The following is a 21680-nucleotide window of genomic DNA, read 5'->3' as shown; positions in this document are numbered from 1 at the left end:
GCGACACGCCGGTCCCGCGTCGCCAGAATCACTCTCGACCAACGGAGAGGCGGCCGACGGTGAGCACTGAACTGGACGACGTGGAGGCGATGCTGGTCGCCACCGTGCGGGCGTTCATCGATCGCGAGGTCAAGCCGACCGTGCGCGAAATCGAGCATGCCAACACCTATCCCGAGGCGTGGATCGAACAGATGAAGCGCATCGGCATCTACGGCCTGGCCATCGACGAGGAGTACGGCGGGTCACCGGTCTCGATGCCCTGCTATGTCCAGGTGACCCAGGAACTTGCGCGCGGCTGGATGAGCCTGGCCGGGGCGATGGGCGGCCACACCGTGGTCGCCAAGCTGCTGACGCTGTTCGGCACCGAGGAGCAAAAGCGGACGTATCTGCCGCCGATGGCCACAGGCGAGTTGCGGGCCACCATGGCGCTCACCGAGCCCGGTGGTGGCTCGGACCTGCAGAACATGACCACCACCGCACTGCCGGATGGACCAGATACGTTGGTGGTCAACGGATCCAAGACGTGGATCAGCAACGCGCGGCGCTCCGGCCTGATCGCGCTGCTGGCCAAGACCGACCCCAACGCCACGCCTCGACACAAGGGCATCTCGGTGCTGCTTGTCGAGCACGGTCCGGGTCTGACGGTGTCGCGGGACCTGCCGAAATTGGGCTATAAGGGTGTCGAGTCCTGCGAGCTCTCGTTCGACGGCTTCCGGGTGCCGGCCTCAGCCGTGCTGGGCGGGCGGATGGGCCAAGGCTTTTCGCAGATGATGAAGGGCCTGGAGACGGGCCGCATTCAGGTCGCGGCCCGAGCACTGGGCGTGGCCACCGCGGCCCTGGAGGACGCTTTGGACTATGCCCAACAACGCGAAAGTTTCGGCAAGCCCATCTGGCAGCATCAGGCCGTCGGCAACTACTTGGCCGACATGGCAACAAAACTCACCGCCGCGCGCCAGCTCACGCGGTATGCCGCCGAACGCTACGACAGCGGCCAGCGCTGCGACATGGAGGCCGGGATGGCCAAGCTGTTCGCCTCCGAGATCGCGATGGAAATCGCGCTGAACGCGGTACGCATCCACGGCGGTTACGGTTACTCCACCGAGTACGACGTGGAGCGTTATTTCCGCGACGCGCCCCTGATGATCGTCGGTGAGGGCACCAACGAGATTCAGCGCAATGTGATTGCCGCGCAATTGGTGTCACGCGGCGGGATCTGAGTCCGAAACCATCCGGCTGTTTCGGCTGCTGATCAGTCGCGGAGCGCGTCCACCAGCCCCCACTGCTGCGCCGTCTCGGCGGAGATGGTCCGGCCAGATAGCATCAGATAAGCGGTGCGCCAACGACCGATCCGTCGGGTGACGCTGACGGTGCCACCGGCCCCGGGAAGCAGACCCAAACTCAGCTCGGGCAGGCCGAACACCGCGTCGCGGCTCGCCTCGACCCAGCCGCAGAACGCTGCCATCTCCAGGCCGCTGCCCAGTACTTGACCGTGCACCCGCGCCCGGCACCGGCGGCCGAACCGGGCGGTGAGCTCGTCAAGCACCAGGGCCGGGCTGTGCCGGGTGCGGGCCAGGTACGCGCTGGCCGGGTCGGCGAAGGAACCGAATTCGGCCAGGTCACCCCCGCTGCAGAAGGACGGGCCGTTGCCGCTCAACACTATTCCGCTCACCGACGGATCCAGCTGCGCAACCGACAGCACCTCCAGCAACGCCGCCCGCATGTCGGTGGAGAAGGCGTTATGCCGCTGCGGCCGGTTGAACTGGATTCGCAGTAGATCGCCGTCTCGTTGCGCCACAACGGGATCGGCGATCTCGGGGACGGACGCCGGCCCGCGCTCGGACAGCCAGCGGGCGAACTCCGGGCCGGCCTGCAGCGTCGAATAGGCCAGCGATTCGGTGACCACTCCCGCCAGCGTCGAGCCATCAGGGTTCAGGCTGCGCAGCACGTCGTCGCAGACGGCGCTGGCCTGCGGCCAATGCGCGCAGCGTCGGGTCAGCTCGGCCAGCGTCTCGGGAACCGAATCCACGGTGACCACCCGCCGGTCGGCACAGGGCTCTTCGGTGACGGTGAAACTAGCTGTCGTCAGCCATGATTCATTCGAGGGTGGCCCGTAGCCGACGACCACACCCGGCGGCGTTCGGGCGTCCGGATCCGGCGGTGCGGACAGATCGACCAGCCCGATCATGGGTCACGCCGAATACTTCTCGACCAGCCCGTTCTTGTACAACTTGCCGGTGTCGGTGCGCGGCAGCTGTGTTTCGAACGCGATCGACCGCGGACACTTGAAGTGCGACAACCGTTCCCGCAGCCAGCCTAGTAGTTCCTCGCCGAATTCGTCGGTGCCGTAGGCCGGGTCGACGGCCTGTACGACCGCCATCACCCGCTGACCCATCTCGTCGTCGGGAACGCCGAACACGGCCGCGTCCAACACCTTTGGATGGGTGACCAACAGATTCTCGGCTTCCTGCGGGTAGATGTTCACCCCGCCGGAGATGATCATGTGGTGCCGGCGGTCGGTCAGGTACAGGTAACCTTCTTCATCGAGGTAGCCGATGTCGCCGACCGTCATCCACCCGTGCTTGTCCCGGGACGCAGCGGTTTTGGACGGATCGTTGAGGTACTCGAACGAGGCGCCGCCTTCGAAGTAGATCTCCCCCGGCTGGCCGGGCGGCAACTCGGTGCCGTCCTCCCCGAGGATGTGCAGCGCGCCGATCATCGGTTTGCCCACCGAACCCGGGTGCGCCAGCCAGTCGTCGGCGGTGATCAACGTCGAGCCGATCGCCTCCGAGGACGCGTAGTACTCGTCGACGATCGGTCCCCACCAGTCGATCATCTGTTTCTTGATCTCCACCGGACAGGGCGCGGCGGCGTGCATCACTCGCTTCAGGCTGGACAGGTCGTACGAATCACGCACCGAGTCAGGCAGTTTCAGCATCCGCACGAACATCGCCGGGACGAACTGGCCGTGCGTCACCCCGTACCGCGCGATGGCCTCCAGCGTCCCTTCTGGATCGAACTTCTCCATCACCACGGTGGTCAGCCCGGCGGCCTGCACCGTCATCGACCACACCGACGGTGCGGTGTGATAGAGCGGGGCGGGGCTCAGATACACCGTTTCGCGGTCCATCCAGAAATCCACCAGCGCCGACATCAGGCCGGGCGCCTCCGCCGGCGGGAGGTGCGGCAGTTCGCGTTTGATGCCCTTGGGCCGGCCGGTGGTGCCCGAGGAGTACTGCAGCAGGTCACCCTCGATTTCGTCGTCGATCGGGGTATCCGGTTGATCGGCAACACATTCCGGGTAGCGCTGCCAGCCGTCCAGATCGCCGTCGGCGATCAGCAGCAACTCGGGCAGCCCGCCCGGCAGGTTCTCGGCCAGGCCGGCGCAGACCTCGCTTAGCGCCGCCGAACCGATGATCGCCCTGGCGCTGCTGTTGTCGACGATGTATGCGGCCTCGGCCGCGGTGAGGTGGGTGTTGATCGGCACGTAGTACAGCCCGCTGCGCCGGGCCGCCCACATCACCGTGTGCATGTGCTCGTTGTTCTCGAGCAGGATCGCGACGGCGTCGCCCTCGCGCAGGCCCGCCTGCCGGAATTTGTGCGCCAGTCGGTTGGCCCGCGCCTCCATTTCGCCGAAGGTCACCACCGTGCCGGACGGGTACAGGATGACGGCGGGCTTGTCGGGATTGGCTTGCGCGTAGGGGCGGATGTGCATGGCTGAAACTTTACGAGCCACGGCTGAGCAGACGTAAAAGCACCTGACACGCCGTGCGTGTAGGTGCTTTTACGTCTGCTCGCGCCAGCTACTCGGCCAGGCGGGCCTTGAGCGCCTCGAACTCGTCGCGGATGCCGGTCGGCAGCTTGTCGCCGACGAACTCGAACCACTCCTCGATCAGCGGTAGCTCTTCGCGCCACTCGGCGGCATTGACCGCCAGTGCCGACTCGACGTCGGCGGCGTCCGCGTCCAGGCCGTCCAGGTACAGGTCCGCCGCCGTCGGCACCACGCCGATGGCGGTGTCCTGGCCACCCGCGTTGTGCTCGATACGGTCCACGATCCACTTCAGCACCCGGCTGTTCTCGCCGAAGCCCGGCCACAGGAACTGGCCCTCGTCGCCACGGCGGAACCAGTTGACGAAGAACACCTTCGGCAGCTTGGACTCGTCGGCGTGCTTGCCCAGGTCGATCCAGTGCTGGAAGTAGTCGCCGACGTTGTAGCCCAGGAACGGCAGCATGGCCATCGGGTCGCGGCGCACCGTGCCGACCTTGCCCTCGGCGGCCGCGGTCTGCTCGCTGCCCATGGTCGCGCCCATGAACACGCCGTGCTGCCAGTCCCGCGCCTCGGTGACCAGCGGCACCGTGGTCTTGCGGCGGGCACCGAACAGGATGCCGGAGATCGGCACGCCCTGCGGGTCGTCCCACTCGGGGGCCAGGATCGGGCACTGCGACATCGGGGTGCAGTAGCGCGAGTTCGGGTGGGCCGCCTTGCTCTCCGTCTCGCGGAGATACCAGTCGTTGCCCTTCCAGTCGATCAGATGGTCGGGCTCGCCTTCCAGGCCCTCCCACCACACGTCGCCGTCATCGGTGAGCGCCACGTTGGTGAACACCGTGTTGCCGCCCTCGATGGTGCGCATGGCATTCGGGTTGGACTTCCAGTTGGTGCCCGGCGCCACCCCGAAGAAGCCGTACTCCGGGTTGACGGCGTACAGCCGGCCGTCCTCGCCGAACCGCATCCAGGCGATGTCGTCGCCCAGGGTCTCGGCGCGCCAGCCCGGGATGGTGGGTTGCAGCATCGCCAGGTTGGTCTTGCCGCAGGCCGACGGGAACGCGGCCGCGAAGTAGTACGCCTTGTTCTCCGGCGAGATCAGCTTGAGGATCAGCATGTGCTCGGCCAGCCAGCCCTCGTCGTGGGCCATCGCCGACGCGATACGCAGGGAGTAGCACTTCTTACCCAGCAGCGCGTTACCGCCGTAGCCCGAGCCGAAGCTCCAGATCTCGCGGGTCTCCGGGAAGTGGGTGATGTATTTGGTGTCGCTGCACGGCCACGGGACGTCCTGCTGCCCCTCCTCCAGCGGCGCACCGACGGAGTGCAGCGCCTTGACGAAGAACCCGTCATCGCCGATCTTGTCCAGCGCGGCCTTGCCCATCCGGGTCATGGTGCGCATGGAGACCACGACGTACTCGGAGTCGGTGATCTCCACGCCCAGCTTCGGGTCGTCGGCGCCCAGTGGACCCATGCAGAACGGCACCACGTACATGGTGCGACCGCGCATCGAGCCGCGGTACAGGTCGGTCATGATCGACCGCATCTCGCTGGGGTCTTTCCAGTTGTTGGTCGGGCCGGCGTCGATCTCGCGCTCCGAGCAGATGAAGGTCCGCGACTCCACCCGTGCGACGTCGGAGGGGTCGGACAGCGCCAGGAACGAGTTCGGGTGCTTCTCCGGGTTCAGCCGGGTGAAGGTGCCCGCCTCGACCAGCTGCTCGGACAGCCGCTTGAATTCCTCGTCCGACCCGTCGGTGAAGACCACCCGGTCGGGCTGGGTGAGCTCAGCAACCTCCTGCACCCAGGACAGCAGCCCCTGATGGTTCGTGGGGGCGGTATCCAGACCGGGAATGGTTGCTGAAGTCATCGAACTCTCCTGAATCTGCTGCGTTGGCGATCGTCGGTTTGTCGGCTCGTTCTGGTCGCATGCGCTTGCTTAGTATTGCCCGCGCGGCGGTAATAACACTTAGCGCTTTCTTATACAGATTATCGCGCATCACTTGTCGGGGAAGGTATGGGCGGGTATAAGCCTTCTCACAAGACCGATTCAGAAAGGTCTAATCCGGTCAGAAAGCGCCATGACCCGCGTCCGACCGCGGCGAGATCTTTGCCCGGATGATCCCTGGGTCGGTGACCGTACCAGATATACCCGGTTCGCCCAGCTCCGCGCGAATCGCGTCGAGGGCCGCCAGGATGGTCGGCATCTCCCGGTCGCGCACCGCCGCAGCCCGTGCCGCGGCCAGGGCGTGTTCGCGCAGTTCGCCGTCGATCAGGCTGACCTGGTCATTGACCCGGGTGTTCTCGGCCTCGTCGTGTGCGCTGACCGCGGTGGACAGGCTCGATTCGGCGTCCAGCACCCGGCTGGCGACCATCTGCTCGGTGACCGAACGCAGCGAAGACGTCACATCTGTCACCCAGCGGTCCAGCACGGCGCGATCGCTGAGCAGGCTGCGGACGTTGACCAACCACAGCGTCGTCGCCAGGCCCACCGCCACGCACGCCACGATCCCGGCGCCCACCACCGGGGGCGCCACACCGGGGCTCAGCCGCGACAGCAGGCCGGTCACCAGCCGGCTCAGGGTCAGCGCCACACCGAGCCCGAACAGCGCGCCGATCACCATCAGCAACCTGGTCTCCAGCCGTCGGGACTTCCGAGGCGGCGAGGACACCGGGACGGCGGGTGGCTTGTCGGCGGGCGGCAGTTCCAGCGCCACCCCGGTCACCTCCGCGACATCGGCCAGGTGGGCGTCGATACCCTCGGCGACCTCGCTGACCACCTCGTCCAGCCGTCCCCGGACGTAGTCCTCGAACGCGGGGATGCGGCGCCGGGTCAGCGTCGCGATGTCCTCCTGCAGCTCACCACGCACCGAGGTGCAGCGGTTGCGCGCGAAGTAGGACAGCTGGACCCGGGCCTGCTGGATCTGGCCGCGCATCGTGATGGTGCGCTCGGTTCGCGACTGCCGCCGCAGCCGCAGGGCGGCACTGCGTTCCTCGCGCAGGGCGTCGACGCGTGCCCGGCGCCCCGCACCGTCGGCGTCCCGGTCGAACCGCGCGGCCACCTTCTGCAGCCGCGCTTCCCAGGCCCGCAATCGGTTGCGGCGCGCCACGTCGGAGTCGGCGAGCTGACTCTGAACGGTCGCGACCAACTCGTCGACCTGCGGCTCCCCCACCTCCGGCGCGGCGGCGACGCCGATCCACGGCACCTTGCCGTAGCGCGGCGCATGCTCGGCCAGCCGGTCGCGGTTGGCGGCGAGCACGTCCCGCCAGGCGAGGTGCACGTCGATTTTGGCCACCACCCCCACCACCACGTCGGTGTTTTCCGCGGCGGCATCGAGTAGGGCGCAGTCCGATGCGGCCATGGGTGCGGACGCGGAGACGACGAACACCACGGCCAGTGGCGCATCGCCGGGACTGAACTCGGGAGACTCCACCACCGGGTAGTCCGGGAACCGTTCCCGCAGCGCGGTCGCGACGCTGGTGACGCCGGCCAGCCAGGGACCGGTCACCAGCACCACGTCCCGACGGTTGATCGCGGGCGGAGCCAGACCCGGTCCGATCGCAGCGACCATCGCATCCACCCGGGCGGCCGGATCGTCGCGAGTACTCACCGGGTCCCCCGCGCCCACAGCCGCAGCGATCCCCGAGCGATATCGGCCGCGCACGCGCGGTGTAGTTCGTTCGTCACGGTGCGGCGGCGACGCTGCCAATGCGCCGCCCGCTGCAACGGCGCCGACGGCCCAAGTTCCAGCTCGTCGGCCCGGACCGCGTCCAGCGCGGCCGCCATCCGGGCTACCACGGTCGCATCGCGGGCCAGGAACGCCGCGACCCGCGCGTCGGAGACCGCCAGCGCCTCCAGGTCGCCGACGGCGTCGAGGAGGCGCCGGTAGCGTGGCCGCGCGCCCGCGAGGACGAGCCGGTCCAGCACCGCGTCGACACCGCTGACCCGGCGCAGCACCGCCCGCACGCCAGCCGGCCCGGCGCCCCGGCGCAGGGTGGCCACCGCCAGCGCGATGCCGAACAAATCGAGGACCGCCAACAATCGCCGCCGTGCCGCCACCGGCACCGTCAGCCGCGCTGCCAGGAACCCGTCGAAGCCGCGGTCCAGACAGACCAGCCCGTCCGGGTCGGCGGCCAGCGCCCGCAACGCCGCCCAGTACACCGGATCCAGACCATCGAGGGCGGCCACGGCCAGCAACCCGCTCATTGGCAGCACCGGCGCCCCGAGCAGTTCGGCGAATCGCCCACAGCCCGCGCGGGCGGCCTCGACCGGGTCCGCCCCCGACGCGAAGGTGGTCAGGTCCGCCTTGTTCAGCACCGCCAGCGTCGCACCGGCGCCGGTGTCTTCGGGCTTGACGACCTCGGCGACGACGTGGACGTGCAGTTCCGCGGCACGTGTGTCCGTCGTCACCGCGAGGCCCGCACGGTCCAGCGCGCGGGTCACGGTGCGCCGCCCCACCCCCGGGCGACCGCTCACGGCCACCCGCAGCGGCACCCCCATACGCTGCGCGACCGCAAGAAGCCGCTGGTCAGCGACCTCCTGGGCGAAACCCATCAGCTCGTCGACGAAAATCCGATGCCCCTCTCCGGAATCGACGGTCCCCACCGAATCGTGTCATTTGCATTCCGAGCACGCGAGCCAGGTGTCCGCCGTTACCAGCCGAAGGCAACTGTTGGGTCTCAATCTGGACCTGAGGCGGCCACATCCGGTCCTCATAAGCCACGATGGTGGGATGCATGCGCAACCCGGGGTGGGGTTACGGCCCGATACGCCCTGGGGCTACCTCCCTGCCACGAGTTTCCGCTCCCGGCGTTCGGCGCTGTCCAATTCTCAGCGCGACACTTGGGAGCGGCTCTGGCCGGCGCTGGGCCGGCAGGCTGACGATCCGGAAGGCCAGCCCCTGGACGCCCGGAACTGGTTCGGCCGGGTGGCTCCGCTGGTGCTGGAGATCGGGTGCGGCAGCGGCACCTCCACCCTCGCAATGGCCAAGGCCGAACCGGACGTCGACGTCATCGCCGTGGAGATCTACCGGCGGGGACTCGCGCAGTTGCTGTGTGGAATCGATAACGATCAGGTCCGCAACATCCGGTTGATCCGCGGCAACGGCATCGACGTACTCACAGACCTGCTCGCCCCGGCGTCGCTGACCGGTGTTCGGGTCTTTTTCCCGGACCCCTGGCCCAAGGCCCGGCACCACAAGCGCCGGTTGTTGCAGTCGGCGACGGTTGCGCTGATCGCCGACCGGCTACTCCCGGGTGGTGTGCTGCACGCCGCGACCGACCATCCGGGCTATGCCGAGCAGATCGGCGAGGTCGGTGACGCCGAATCCCAACTCGTCCGGGTCGACCCGGGCACCGAATCCCTGCCGATATCGACCACACGTCCCACCACCAAGTACGAGACGAAGGCCCAAGAAGCGGGTAGTACCGTCTGCGAATTCGTATGGAAGCGGCGCTGAATGACTGATGCTCAATGACTGACGTAGCCACCCCCACCACGGAATCCCTGACTGACCCGTCGATCCTGGCGGGCGACCTGTCCCAGGACGGCCTGACCGGATTCCCCGAGCCGATGAAGCGCGTCCTGCTGGTCTGGGACGCGCCCAATCTCGACATGGGCCTGGGTTCGATCCTGGGCCGCCGCCCCACCGCGCTGGAACGTCCCCGCTTTGATGCGCTGGGCCGTTGGCTGCTGGCCCGCACCGCGGAGGTCGCGGCGGGGGGTGCAGCGGATATCCGGGTGGAACCCGAGGCCACCGTCTTCACCAACATCGCCCCCGGCAGCGCCGAGGTGGTACGTCCCTGGGTCGACGCGCTGCGCAACGTCGGGTTCGCCGTGTTCGCCAAACCCAAGATCGATGAGGACAGCGACGTCGACCGCGACATGCTCGAGCACATCGATCAGCGGTTCCGGGAGGGCCTGGCGGGCCTGATGGTGGCGTCGGCCGACGGGCAGGCGTTCCGCCAGCCGCTGGAAGAAATAGCGCGCGGCTCAGTGCCGGTTCAAGTGCTTGGATTTCGTGAACACGCCAGTTGGGCGCTAGCGTCGGATACCTTGGAGTTCGTCGACCTGGAGGACATCGCAGGTGTTTTCCGGGAGCCATTGCCGCGAATCGGGCTTGATTCGCTACCTGAGCAGGGGGCATGGCTGCAGCCGTTCCGGCCGCTGTCGTCGCTGTTGACCTCGCGTGTGTAAAGAAGCCGCGTGTCCGACAATCGAAAAGCAATGCGCGGGTCGCTAGCGATCCAGTAAGGAGCTTAAGTGTTCGCCTGGTGGGGTCGAACGGTGTACCGGTACCGGTTCATCGTAATCGGGGTCACTGTGGCTCTGTGCTTGTTCGGCGGCATCTTCGGGCTCAGCCTGGGCAAGCATGTCACACAGAGCGGCTTTTACGACGACGGCAGTCAGTCGGTGAAGGCTTCGGTCCTCGGCGACCAGGTCTATGGCCGCGACCGAACCGGACACATCGTCGCCATCTTCAAAGCTCCCGACGGCAAGACGGTCAACGACCCGCAGTGGTCGAAGAAGATCAACGACGAGCTCAACCAGTTCGTCGCGGACCACCCCAAAGAGGTGCTCGGCTGGGCCGGCTACCTGCGGGCGCCGGACAGCACCAGCCCGGTCATCAAGGGCATGGCCACCGACGACAAGCACTACACCTTTGTGTCGATCCCGCTCAAGGGCGACGACGACGACACCATCCTGACCAACTACAAGACCATCGAGCCGGCCCTGCAGAAGCTGGACGGCGGCACCGTGCAACTGGCCGGCCTGCAACCGATCGCGAGTGCGTTGACCGGCACCATCGCCACCGACCAGCGCCGCATGGAGGTGCTGGCCCTGCCCCTGGTGGCCGTCGTGCTGTTCCTGGTGTTCGGCGGCGCGGTGGCGGCCTGCCTGCCGGTGATGGTCGGCGGTCTGAGCATTGCCGGTTCGCTGGGCATTCTGCGACTGATCGCGGTGTTCGGACCGGTGCACTTCTTCGCCCAGCCCGTGGTGTCGTTGATCGGGCTGGGTATCGCGGTGGACTACGGCCTGTTCGTGGTAAGCCGGTTCCGCGAGGAAATAGCCGAGGGTTACGACACCGAAGTGGCGGTGCGCCGCACCGTGATGACGGCCGGCCGAACTGTGGTGTTCTCCGCGGTGCTGATCGCCGCGTCCGGGGCCAGCTTGCTGCTGCTGCCTCAGGGCTTCGTGAAATCCCTGACCTATGCCCTGATCACGGCGGTTTCCCTGGCCGCGATTCTGTCCATCACGCTGCTACCCGCCTGCCTGGGCATCCTGGGCAAGCACGTGGACGCGCTCGGTGTGCGGACCGCGTTCCGGGTTCCGTTCCTGCGGAACTGGAAGGTGTCGCGCGCCTACCTGAACTGGCTGGCCGACCGGCTGCAGAAGACCAAGACCCGTGAAGAGGTGGAGGCCGGCTTCTGGGGGAAGCTGACGAACTTCGTGATGAAGCGTCCGCTGGCGTTCGCCATCCCGATCATCGTCGGCATGATTCTGCTGATCATCCCGCTGGGCAACATGTCCCTGGGCGGCATGAGCGAGAAATACCTGCCGCCGAACAACGCGGCGCGCCAGTCCCAGGAGCACTTCGACAAGCTTTTCCCGGGGTATCGCACCAACCCGCTGACCCTGGTGATCCAGTCCACCAACCATCAGCCGGTCACCGACCAGCAGGTCGCGGATATCCGCAGCAAGGCAATGCAGATCCCCGGCTTCATCGAGCAGGACAACGATCCGGCGAACATGTGGCAGGAACGTCCGCAGGCGCCGGGCGGGTCGAAGGATCCGTCCGTTCGAGTGCTGCAGAACGGACTCTCCAACACCGCCGACTCGGCGAAGAAACTCGAGGAGCTAAGGGCGATCACCCCGCCTAAGGGTCTGCAGATATTCGTCGGCGGCACACCCGCGCTGGAGCAGGACTCTATTCACAGCCTGGTCGACAAGGCTCCGTTGATGGTGCTCGTGCTGATCACCACGACGATGCTGTTGATGTTCCTGGCATTCGGCTCGGTGGTGCTGCCGATCAAGGCGGCCGTCATGAGCGTGCTGACGCTCGGGTCCACCATGGGCATCCTGACCTGGATATTCATCGAAGGCCACGGCGCCGGCCTGCTGAATTTCACGCCGACGCCGTTGATGGTGGTGATCATCGCGTTGGTGGTTGCGGTCGGCTACGGCCTGGCCACCGACTACGAGGTGTTCCTGGTCTCCCGAATGGTCGAGGCGCGCGAGAACGGCATGTCGACCCAGGAGGCGATCCGGATCGGCACCGCCACCACCGGCCGCCTGATCACCGCGGCGGCGCTGGTGCTGGCCGTGGTCGCGGGGTCGTTCGTGTTCTCCGACCTGGTGATGATGAAGTACCTGGCGTTCGGGTTGATGGCGGCGTTGCTGCTGGACGCGACCGTGGTCCGGATGTTCCTGGTGCCGTCGGTGATGAAGCTACTGGGCGACGACTGCTGGTGGGCGCCGCGCTGGATGCGGCGCCTGCAGAACCGCATCGGCCTCGGCGAGATCCAGCTGCCCGACGAGCGCAAGCGCCCCGTCAGCACGGTGCGGCCCCCGGTGACGGCAGGCCTCGTCGCCGCCGGCGCCACTTCTGGTCCACGCACACCGCACGACCCGACGCATCCGGCGGCGCTGGAGCGTCCCCGGCCGACCGCCAGGCCCGAACTCGGGCCGGGCGCCACCGCTCAGGTTCCGGTCCGGGCGACAGCGCCCACACCGGCGCCGGCGAAGCCGGCCAACCAGCCCGCCGAGGCGCCGACGACGCGGCTGACCGCGCAGGGCGGCCCGTCGACGGCGAAGACGCGTCCGAGGGTCCCACCGCCCGCCCCGTCGGCCGGTGAAACGAACAAGATGCCGGCGGCCGGAAATCGCCCGGGCGGCAAACCCGACGCCAAATCGGACTACAAGGGGGACCCGGCCGACAAGACCGCGGCCATCCCCGCGCAGCGTCCGGAGGGCGACGACTCCGAGACCGCCACCGAGAAGCTCAACGCCCGCGGCATTGCGGACGAGAGCGGCGTGGACACCGGGCGGCGACGCCGTACCGGCGGTGGCGGCCTCTCAGCCCAGGACCTGCTGCGTCGCGAAGGCCGGATGTAGCCTGCGCTACCCCGCGTCGGGCTCCTCCGGGTTGTCCGGCTTGGCCTGCACCAGCGCGGACACCTCTTCGTCTTCGCGCTGCTGCTCCTGGGCGGCCTCGGGATCCCTGGCCAACAGCACCTGCAGCGCGTTGTTGAGGAACGCCACCGTCGGTATCGCCAGCAGGGCGCCGACGATCCCGGCCAGCACGCCGCCGGCGGCGATCGCCAGCACCACCGCCAGCGGGTGGATCGACACCGCGCGGCCCATCACCAGCGGCTGCAACACGTGCGCCTCGAGCTGGTTCACCACGATCAGTAACGCGAGGGTAAGCAGCGCATACACCAGGCCTTTGGCCAGCAGCGCCACCACCACGGCCAGCAGGCCCGACACCAGAGCACCGATCAGCGGCACGAACGCACCGAGAAAGACGATGGAGGCCAACGGCAGCGCCAGCGGAACGCCCATGATCGCCAGACCGGCGCCCACCCCGATCGCGTCAGTCAGGGCGACCAGGAACGTGGCCCGAATGTATCCGGTCAGCGCGCCGTATCCGGCCAGTCCGGCCTCATGGACGCGGTCCCGGACGTGCCCCGGGAAGATCTGCTGCACGTACTTCCAGATGTTGCGGCCGCCGTAGAGGAAGAAGATCAGCGTGAACAGCACAAGTACCGCTGCCGTGAGTAATTCGGTGATGGTGGCCGCGGTCGAGATCGCTCCGCTGGTCACCTTCGCCTGGTTGTTGCGCAGCGCCTCGATCGCGGCATTGCCCGCGTGATCGATCTGGTCGTTCCGGATGTGCGCCGGCCCTTCGATCAGCCATCTGCGGCTCGAGTCGATACTGCGCTCGACCTGTTTGACCAGGTCGGGCAGGCCGACGATGAACTGACTGACGACGAACGCCAGGATGCCGCCCAGGATCGCGAAGCCGCCGAGCAACACCAGCGTCACCGCGAGACCGCGCGGCAACCCCTTTTTGTCCAGCCAGTCGACCAATGGCACCAGCAACGCGCTGAGCATCAACGCCAGCAACACCGGCACCACGATGACTTCCAGCTTGTCGACCACCCACAGCAGGGCCACCCCGGCCGCCAGGATGACCAGCAGCCGCCACGACCACGCGGCGGTTTTGCGAACCAGCGGGCTTACCGCGGCGTCGTCTTCACTCGTCGACATTGGGGACATTGGGCCACTCTAACGGGGCGGCGTGGCCGATCCCCGCAAACCCGGGCGGCACGATCCGGTCACATCCCAGGAACGACCCCGACACGTCGGCGACGTGCACCTTTGGCAGCGTTACCGGCGCGGTTAACCTAATGCGATGCCGTACGACGCTGCCGCCCGCAAGCTCGCGGGGGTCTCCCTGCAGCGAGGGGAGACGGCCGCGCGGGGCAAGTACTGGTGGCTGCGGTGGGTCGTGCTTGCCGTCGTCGCGGTGGTGCTGGGCGTCGAAATCGCGTTGGGATGGGACCAACTGGCCAAAGCCTGGACGAGCCTGTTCCAGGCTGAGTGGTGGTGGCTGATCGCCGCGATGGTGGCCGCGGCGGCCTCGATGCACAGTTTCGCCCAGATTCAGCGCACCCTGCTGCGCTCGGCCGGGGTGCACGTCAAGCAGCTACGTTCGGAGGGCGCGTTTTACGCCGCCAACGCGCTGAGCACCACGCTGCCCGGCGGGCCGGTGATCTCGGCGACGTTCCTGTTGCGTCAGCAGCGGATCTGGGGTGCCTCGACGGTGGTGGCGTCCTGGCAGCTGGTCATGTCCGGCGCGCTGCAGGCGGTGGGGCTGGCGGTGCTGGGGCTGGGCGGCGCGTTCTTCCTGGGCGCCAAGAACAATCCGTTCTCGCTGCTGTTCACGCTGGGCGGTTTCGTCGCGCTGCTGTTGCTGGCCCAGGCGGTGGCCTCGCGGCCGGAGCTGATCGAGGGGATCGGCGGCCGGGTCCTGGCGACGGTCAATTCGGTCCGCGGCAAACCGGCGGACACCGGGCTTGCGAAGTGGCGCGAGATCCTGACGCAGCTCGAATCGGTGAGCCTGAGCCGCCGCGATTTAGGCGTCGCGTTCAGCTGGTCACTGTTCAACTGGGTCGCCGACGTCGCGTGTCTGGGGTTCGCCGCGTACGCCGCGGGTGACCACGCCTCGGTTGCCGGCCTGACGGTCGCCTACGCCGCGGCGCGGGCGGTCGGCACGATTCCGCTGATGCCCGGCGGCCTGCTGATCGTCGAGGCGGTGCTGGTGCCGGGACTGGTGTCCAGTGGCATGGCGCTGCCCAACGCCATCTCGGCAATGCTGATCTACCGGCTGATCAGCTGGTTGTTCATCGCCGCGATCGGCTGGGTGGTGTTCTTCTTCGTGTTCCGCACCGAGACGCCCGACGCGGACGCCGAGGATCCGCCGACCGATCCGCGGATGCGGCCGGCCGGTTGAGTGCCCTTATCAGCCGTTGCTGGGCTTGGGTCCCGGCAGCGGCGCGGGCAACGCTCCACCGCCGGAGACCGGGGAGAGCGCCGGCGGTTGCGTCCCCGCGGGCGTGCCGGCACCCGGCAAGTTCGGCAGGCCCCCGCCCTGAGCGGCCTGCACCATGCTCAGCGCCTGCGGCAACGAGATCGGCAGTCGGCACTGCGTCCCCAGCTTGTTCAGCGGGTTGGCCAGTCCCTGCAGGTCCAGCGCCACTTTGGGGTTGGCGTCCAGGTAGGTCTTGATCGAGCCCAATGATTGCGGCCCGGGCTGCTGCTGCAGAGCGCTGGTCATCACCTGGTTGGTCTCCGGATGCGAGTCCAGGTAGTCACCCATCGACTTGGCCACCGAGCCGACCGTCCGGGCCACTTCGCTGGCCGCGCACGGGTCCGTCGCGCCTGTCGCCGCCGGGGTCGCCACCATCGCACTGCCGGCGCACGACAGGCCCGTCGCGGTGACCACTGCGAAAAGCCCACGGCGCACGGCCGCCCTGCTTGGCTTCATCAATTACTCCTCACGATTGCCGCTGATGTCCCCCGACTGCGGCCGTCCTCATCCTGCCATCTGCGGCAGCGCGGCTGCCAACTCGTGTGACGTGGTAACCCCGGCGTCGAAGGTAGAAGGAGCCTGTATTAGGTCCTATCTACCCATGGCGCTGAACATCAAGGACCCAGAAGTCGACCGGCTGGCCAGCGAACTTGCGACCCGCTTGCACACCACCAAGACCGCCGCCATCCGGCATGCACTGCAGGCTCAGCTGGCACGGCTGGAGTCGCAGACCAGCGATCGCGAGGCCCCCTTGTTCGAGGTCATGCGCACCGAGATCTGGCCGCTGCTCGCCGACCGCACACCGATCAGCAAGGCGGAACGGGAAGAGATCCTCGGCTACGACCCCGCGACGGGCGTCTGACCGTCGTGATCGGCGAACGCAGCGCCGTCGTGGCCCTGATCCAGCAGGAAGACCCCGACGCGGGCCGGGTGGCGACCGCCCTCGCGGGAGCCCGCAGCCTGGCCATGTCCGCACCGACGGTTGCCGAGTGCCTCATCGTGCTGACCGCCCGCCACGGACCCGTGGCCAGAACCATCTTCGAACGCCTACGCGCCGAGATCGGTTTGGCTGTAGACCCTTTCACCGATGAGCACGCGGTTGCCGCCCAGCGGGCGTTTCTGCGCTACGGCAAGGGCCGACACCCGGCCGCGCTGAACTTCGGCGACTGCATGACCTACGCCGCGGCCAGAGTCGCTCACCAACCGCTGCTCGCGGTCGGCAACGACTTCGCCGCGACGGATCTCAAGTTCGACGGCGTCGTCGGGCACTGGCCCGCCGCACCTCCGATCACGACTTAACAACAATCCGGCCGAACCGGTGTCGTCCCAGTTCAGGAACCGATAAGCAGACTTGAGATCCGTGTTCTCGGGTAGGCTCGCGGGCACGCGCTGGCGATCAAATTCGGGGAGTTAGAAATCCAGCAGTTCATGATGCGGCTGAGCCGCAACCTGCGCAGATTCCGCTGGTTGGTCTTCACGGGCTGGTTGCTTGCCCTGGTGCCGGCGGTGTATCTGGCGTTGACGCAGTCGGGAAACCTGACCGGCGGCGGGTTCGAGGTTGCCGGTTCCCAGTCGCTGGCCGTGCACGATGAGCTGGTCGCCCAGTACCCCGACCTGGGCGCGTCGCCGTTGGCGCTGGTGGCGGCCCCGCGCGCCGATGCCACCTATCAGGACATCGACGAAGCCGTCGCCCAACTCCGGCACATCGCAGGCGAGTTCCCCGGGGTGTCCGAAGCGCCCAACCCCACCCAGCGGCCGCCGCAGCCGGACCGGCCCTACGTGATAACGCTGCGCTTGGACGCCCGCAATCCGGGCACCAGCGACGTCGCCAAGAAGCTGCGCCAGCGGATCGGCGTCGAAGACGACCGGTCCGGGCAGACCGCCAGCGGACGCGTGCGGCTCTACGTCATCGGGCAGGGCGCGTTGTCGGCGGCCGCGGCCGCCAACACCAAGCACGACATCGCCAAGGCCGAAGAGTGGAACCTGCCGATCATCCTGATCGTGCTGTTGGCGGTGTTCGGTTCGCTGGCCGCCGCCGCGATCCCCCTGGCGTTGGGCGTTTGCACGGTCGTGGTGACGATGGGGCTGGTCTATGCCCTGTCCATGCACACCACCATGTCGGTGTTCGTCACCTCGACGGTGTCCATGTTCGGCATCGCGCTGGCGGTGGACTATTCGCTGTTCATCCTGATGCGATATCGCGAGGAACTGCGCAGCGGCCGGCAGCCGCAAGAGGCGGTGGACGCGGCGATGGCCACCTCCGGGCTCGCGGTGGTGCTGTCCGGCATGACCGTCATCGCCTCGCTGACCGGCATTTACCTGATCAACACCCCGGCGCTGAGATCGATGGCCACCGGCGCGATCCTGGCCGTCGCCATCGCGATGCTGACGTCGGCCACGCTCACCCCGGCGCTGCTGGCCACCTTCGCCCGGGCCGCGGCCAAGCGGTCCGCGCTGCTGCACTGGTCGCGGCGGCCGGAGAGCACGGTGTCGCGGTTCTGGACCCGCTGGGTCACCTGGGTGATGCGCCGGCCGTGGATTTCGGCACTGGCGGCCTCGGCCGTGTTGCTGCTGATGGCGGCGCCCGCGCTGTCGATGGTGCTGGGCAACAGCCTGTTACGCCAGTTCGACTCCTCCCACGAGATACGGGGAGGCGTGGCGGCCGCCTCCCAGGCCCTCGGTCCCGGCGCGCTGGGCCCGGTACAGGTGCTGGTCACCTTCCCGGACTCCGCGCAGGGCCCCGACGCCGCTCCGGCCCGCGCACAGCTGCTCGGCACGATCCGGCAGAAGATGGCGGAGGGCCCTGAGGTCGCGTCGGTGACGCCACCGGAGTACGCCGACGACAACCGCAGCGCGGTGCTCAGTGCGGTGTTGTCCGTCGACCCGGAGGACCTGCGCGCCCGGCACACCGTCGACTGGATGCGCAGCCAGGTCCCCACGGTCGCCGGCGACGCACAGGTGGCGGTCGGCGGGTCGACCGCGCTGATCAAGGACTTCGACGACCGGGTTTCGGCCACCCAGCCCCTGGTGCTGGGCTTCGTCGCGCTGATCGCCTTCCTGATGCTGCTGCTGTCCGTGCATTCGGTGCTGCTGGCGGTCAAGGGCGTGCTGATGACGTTGCTGTCGGTGGCTGCGGCCTACGGCAGCCTGGTGATGGTCTTCCAGTGGGGCTGGGCGGACAAGCTCGGCTTCCCGCACCTGACGTCGATCGACAGCACGGTCCCGCCGCTGGTCCTGGCGATGACCTTCGGTCTGTCCATGGACTACGAGATCTTCCTGCTCACCCGCATCCGGGAGCGCTTCCTGCTGACGGGGCACACCCGCGACGCGGTCGCCTACGGCGTGAGCACCAGCGCCCGCACCATCACCAGCGCCGCGCTGATCATGATCGCGGTGTTCTGTGGGTTCGCCTTCGCCGGCATGCCGCTGGTCGCCGAGATCGGTGTGGCCTGTGCCGTGGCGATCGCCGTCGACGCGACGGTGGTGCGGCTGGTCCTGGTTCCGGCGCTGATGGCGATGTTCGCCAAGTGGAACTGGTGGATCCCGGGCTGGTTGGGCCGCATCCTGCCGTCGGTCGACTTCGACCGGCCGCTGCCCGACGTCGACCTGGGTGGCGTCGTCACAATCCCCGACGACATCACCGCGGCCATCGCACCCAGCGCCGATCTGCGCATGGTGATCAAATCCGCGGCGAAACTCAAACACCTTGCGCCGGACGCCGTTTGCGTCGCCGACCCGCTGGCCTTCATCGGCTGCGAACGCAAGGAACCCGACCGCGAACCCCAACCCGAAAGCGCCGAGGCCGACACGGTCGCGCTGGCCACCGGTCCCGTCGGTCAGGCCTTCGCGGCCACCAAGGCCAAACGGGTCGGCCTCGCGTATCGCAACGGCATCGCCAAGGCGATGTCGTGGACCGACCGGCCGGTCCATCCGGTCACGCTCTGGCGCGGGCGCCTCTCGGTCGCCCTCGACGCCCTGGAGAGCGGTGGCCGAGCGCGACCCAAGTACCGGCGCCGCACCCCGGTGGAGACCACCAACGTCCAGCTGCCCACCGGCGACCGCCTGCTGATCCCCACCGGCGCCGAAACGCTGCGGCTCAAGGGCTACTTGATCATGGTCCGTAACAGCAGCCGCGATTACGCCGAATTTGCAGACATGGTCGACGTCATGGATCCGGAGACCGCCGCGATGGTGCTGGGCGGCATGGACAGGTATTACTCTGGTCAACCTGCCGGATCGGCCGCACGGCAGCAGTGGATGGCCACCGAGCTGGTCCGCCGGCTGGCCGATCCCGAGCCGTCTGACCCCGACTCCGGCCTCGACGAAGAATGGTCCGAGGACGACAAGGCAAACTGGGAGGAGGTCAGGCAGCGCTGCCTGTCCGTGGCCGTGGCGATGTTGGAGGAGGCGAGGTGACGTTGGCTGCCGACCGCTGGAAAGGGGTGCCGGCCGCGCCCTCCGCACGATCCGACTCGGTGCGGCGGCCCGACCCGGACCAGCCCGTCGAATTCTGGTCCACCGCCGCCATCAACGCCGCCCTGCAGGGCGGCGACATCGGCACCTGGAAGCGCATAGCCGGCGCTCTGAAGCGGGACCCCTACGGGCGCACCGCCCGCCAGGTCGAGGAGATCCTGCGCGGGTCCCGCCCGGTCGGGATCGCCAAGGCGCTCTGGGAGGTGCTCGAGCGCGCCCGCACCCACCTCGAGGCCAACGAGCGCGCCGAAGTCGCCCGGCACGTGCAGCTGTTGATGGACCGTTCCGGTCTGGGCCGACAGGAGTTCGCGTCACGCATCGGTGTGGCCGCCGACGACCTCGCCACCTACCTCGACGGCAGCGTCAGCCCGTCGGCCTCGCTGATGATCCGGATGCGCCGGTTGTCCGACCGCTTCGTCCGGGTGAAGAACGAGCGGTCGTCCAACTCCAACTGATCAGCGGCCGATCGGCACGAAGTCGTTCACCAGCCAGTCGTTGCCCCGTTTGGCCAGCGTCACCCGCACCGCCGGGTTGGCCTGACTGGTGGGTTGGCCGGGCGCGTTCTTGGTGACCCGCAGGACCACCGCGACGCTGGCCGCCGACGGCCCGATGGCCTCGACGCCCGCCGCCAGCGTGGCGGCCTGGACGGAGACCTTCTGCTGCACCATCTCGGCGCTGGACTTGGTGAATTCCTCTTTGAACTTGCCGGCCCGCTCCGGCACCATCAATCCCGCGGCCCGGTCGATGGAGGCCGCCGGCGCCGTCGGGGAGAACGACGCGACCGCTTCGGCCAGCCCGGTGGCGACCTGGGTCACCGCGACCGAGTCCCGCTTGAAGTCCTCGTCCTTGGTAGTCCAGTGCGTGTAACCGGTCACCACCGCCGCACTCAGCGCCGCCGTGGCCAGGAAAACGACCGCCAGCCGCAGCGCCGGTGCGTCGTCGTCGGTCCCGACGGTGACCGCGTCCCGGCGCAGCAGCCAGAAGTTGATGGCGACGCCCTCGACCACCAGCAACACCAGCGCGGTGCCGACGGCCACCCACCAGCGGGGCCACGCGAGCACCCCGCCGATCGCCACCAGTGCGGTGATCGCCGCCAGCGGGGCCAGGATGTCGAAAGCGAACAGCCGCCACGCGTTTCTCATCGGATCGACTCCAGCTTCGAGATCATCAGTTTGTTGTCGACGTTGGAGACGTCCAGGCGCAGGCTCCAGTGCACGGTTTGCGGCTTGCCGCCGGCATTTTCACTGAGCGAGGTCGCGATCAGCATCACCGAGTCGGTCCGGGTGGCGAAGGCGGGCAACTTTGTGGTCACCACCGGCCGGGGGCTGCCCGGCTGGGTGTCCAGGTCGCGGTGCACCGTGTCGATGGCCACCGCCTCGATCTGGCCGGTGCTGCGGCTCTGCAGTTTGGCGACCACCTGCCGGTAGGGCTGGACGGCGGCGTCGAAGTCGGTGTTCAGCTGGCCAACCGTGCCGTCGTGCAGGCGCTGCAGGCTGGCGTCGATGTTGCTGCTGTTCATGTTGATCAGCACGTCGGCCCAGTCGGTGGCCGCCTGCATCACCCGGGACAGGTACACGCGCTCGGCGGAGTCGTCGCGGTGCGTGGTCCAGATCATTGCGCCGAGCACCACGGCCGTTACTGCGATCAGTCCCAGCACGGTCGATGCGATGCCGTAGGTGGAGAAGATGCCGCCGTCGGCGGCCTCGTCCTCGTCCTCGTCCTCGTCGATGTCCTCGTTCTTGTCCTTGTCCTCGTCCTTGTCTTCGATCTCGTCTTCTGCTTCGTCGACGTCCTTGGTCGCCTTGGTTTTCTGCTGGTCAGGCATGGCCCGATCGTTGCACCCGAAAACAGATGGAAGG

18 protein-coding genes and 1 pseudogene are annotated in these 21680 nt (G+C 68.0%); 9 read left to right on the top strand and 10 right to left on the bottom strand.

The annotated features are described in order from the left end of the window. Nucleotides 1-89: 89 nt before the first annotated feature. Nucleotides 90-1217, top strand: coding sequence for an acyl-CoA dehydrogenase family protein (locus A5645_RS06190; protein ID WP_436405474.1), 1128 nt, complete (start codon nt 90-92; stop codon nt 1215-1217). Nucleotides 1218-1249: 32 nt separating this feature from the next. Here the strand turns inward: A5645_RS06190 and A5645_RS06185 are convergent, their stop codons facing one another. From A5645_RS06185 to A5645_RS06165, 5 genes are all read right to left on the bottom strand, one after another. Beyond that, nucleotides 1250-2185, bottom strand: coding sequence for an enoyl-CoA hydratase/isomerase family protein (locus A5645_RS06185; protein ID WP_065128910.1), 936 nt, complete (start codon nt 2183-2185; stop codon nt 1250-1252). A gap of 3 nt (nt 2186-2188) precedes the next feature. Then, nucleotides 2189-3712: a fatty-acid--CoA ligase FadD4 gene (gene fadD4 / locus A5645_RS06180; RefSeq protein WP_065128909.1), complete on the bottom strand. Its 1524-nt coding sequence runs from the start codon at nt 3710-3712 to the stop codon at nt 2189-2191. A gap of 88 nt (nt 3713-3800) precedes the next feature. Then, the gene (locus A5645_RS06175) at nt 3801-5624 is read right to left on the bottom strand and encodes a phosphoenolpyruvate carboxykinase (GTP) (protein ID WP_065036228.1); all 1824 of its coding nucleotides are present in this window, start codon (nt 5622-5624) and stop codon (nt 3801-3803) included. A 199-nt stretch (nt 5625-5823) separates the two neighbouring features. Beyond that, complete coding sequence (locus A5645_RS06170; RefSeq protein WP_065128954.1) at nt 5824-7326, bottom strand: hypothetical protein; 1503 nt, start codon at nt 7324-7326, stop codon at nt 5824-5826. A gap of 35 nt (nt 7327-7361) precedes the next feature. After that, nucleotides 7362-8309 (bottom strand): hypothetical protein, encoded by a 948-nt coding sequence (locus tag A5645_RS06165; protein ID WP_065128953.1) that lies wholly within the window; start codon nt 8307-8309, stop codon nt 7362-7364. A 160-nt stretch (nt 8310-8469) separates the two neighbouring features. On the opposite strand from A5645_RS06165, the gene trmB reads away from it, so the two are divergent. The 3 genes from trmB (at nt 8470) to mmpL3 (ending at nt 12869) form a co-directional block, all read left to right on the top strand. Beyond that, entirely contained in the window at nt 8470-9213 is a 744-nt protein-coding gene (trmB, locus tag A5645_RS06160; protein ID WP_436405473.1) for a tRNA (guanosine(46)-N7)-methyltransferase TrmB, read from the top strand. 14 nt (nt 9214-9227) lie between these two features. Beyond that, on the top strand, nt 9228-9950 hold the full coding sequence (locus A5645_RS06155) for an NYN domain-containing protein (protein ID WP_065036230.1): 723 nt from the start codon (nt 9228-9230) through the stop codon (nt 9948-9950). Nucleotides 9951-10016: 66 nt separating this feature from the next. Next, nucleotides 10017-12869 carry a trehalose monomycolate exporter MmpL3 gene (gene mmpL3, locus A5645_RS06150; protein ID WP_065036231.1) on the top strand — a complete coding sequence of 951 codons (2853 nt, stop codon included), beginning with the start codon at nt 10017-10019 and terminating at the stop codon, nt 12867-12869. Nucleotides 12870-12875: 6 nt separating this feature from the next. Here mmpL3 and A5645_RS06145 read toward each other — a convergent pair whose 3' ends face one another. Next, nucleotides 12876-14024 (bottom strand): AI-2E family transporter, encoded by a 1149-nt coding sequence (locus A5645_RS06145; protein ID WP_065128907.1) that lies wholly within the window; start codon nt 14022-14024, stop codon nt 12876-12878. Then, nucleotides 14011-14133, bottom strand: coding sequence for a hypothetical protein (locus tag A5645_RS29035; RefSeq protein WP_301336982.1), 123 nt, complete (start codon nt 14131-14133; stop codon nt 14011-14013). Before A5645_RS29035 ends, A5645_RS06145 begins: the two co-directional genes overlap by 14 nt. A 76-nt stretch (nt 14134-14209) precedes the next feature. On the opposite strand from A5645_RS29035, the pseudogene A5645_RS06140 reads away from it, so the two are divergent. Beyond that, nucleotides 14210-15258, top strand: a pseudogene (locus A5645_RS06140) (lysylphosphatidylglycerol synthase transmembrane domain-containing protein); the annotation flags it as partial. Nucleotides 15259-15279: 21 nt separating this feature from the next. On the opposite strand, the gene A5645_RS06135 reads toward A5645_RS06140, so the two are convergent. Further along, the gene (locus A5645_RS06135) at nt 15280-15804 is read right to left on the bottom strand and encodes a hemophore (protein ID WP_065128906.1); all 525 of its coding nucleotides are present in this window, start codon (nt 15802-15804) and stop codon (nt 15280-15282) included. A gap of 145 nt (nt 15805-15949) precedes the next feature. Here A5645_RS06135 and A5645_RS06130 point away from each other — a divergent pair, with 145 nt between their 5' ends. The 4 genes from A5645_RS06130 to A5645_RS06115 all read left to right on the top strand — a co-directional run bounded on the left by A5645_RS06130 (nt 15950) and on the right by A5645_RS06115 (nt 20276). After that, entirely contained in the window at nt 15950-16210 is a 261-nt protein-coding gene (locus A5645_RS06130) for a type II toxin-antitoxin system VapB family antitoxin (protein WP_065128905.1), read from the top strand. A 5-nt stretch (nt 16211-16215) separates the two neighbouring features. Beyond that, nucleotides 16216-16647: a type II toxin-antitoxin system VapC family toxin gene (locus A5645_RS06125; RefSeq protein WP_065128904.1), complete on the top strand. Its 432-nt coding sequence runs from the start codon at nt 16216-16218 to the stop codon at nt 16645-16647. Nucleotides 16648-16776: 129 nt separating this feature from the next. Continuing rightward, nucleotides 16777-19764 carry an MMPL family transporter gene (locus A5645_RS06120; protein WP_065128903.1) on the top strand — a complete coding sequence of 996 codons (2988 nt, stop codon included), beginning with the start codon at nt 16777-16779 and terminating at the stop codon, nt 19762-19764. Continuing rightward, nucleotides 19761-20276, top strand: a complete 516-nt coding sequence (locus tag A5645_RS06115) for a hypothetical protein (RefSeq protein ID WP_065036237.1) — start codon at nt 19761-19763, stop codon at nt 20274-20276. The genes A5645_RS06120 and A5645_RS06115 overlap by 4 nt, the downstream gene beginning before the upstream one ends. Here the strand turns inward: A5645_RS06115 and A5645_RS06110 are convergent, their stop codons facing one another. Both A5645_RS06110 and A5645_RS06105 read right to left on the bottom strand, forming a co-directional pair. Then, a complete protein-coding gene (locus A5645_RS06110) occupies nt 20277-20963 on the bottom strand; it encodes a hypothetical protein (protein ID WP_065128902.1) in 687 nt (228 codons plus the stop codon). It lies immediately after the preceding gene. Beyond that, nucleotides 20960-21646 carry a hypothetical protein gene (locus A5645_RS06105; protein WP_065128901.1) on the bottom strand — a complete coding sequence of 229 codons (687 nt, stop codon included), beginning with the start codon at nt 21644-21646 and terminating at the stop codon, nt 20960-20962. Before A5645_RS06105 ends, A5645_RS06110 begins: the two co-directional genes overlap by 4 nt. Between the last annotated feature and the right edge of the window lie 34 nt (nt 21647-21680).

This window comes from Mycobacterium asiaticum (assembly GCF_001673635.1).
Taxonomy (GTDB): Bacteria; Actinomycetota; Actinomycetes; order Mycobacteriales; family Mycobacteriaceae; genus Mycobacterium; species Mycobacterium asiaticum_C.
The sequence above is the reverse complement of the archived record's forward strand: the minus strand, read 5'-3'. Positions and strand labels throughout refer to the sequence as shown.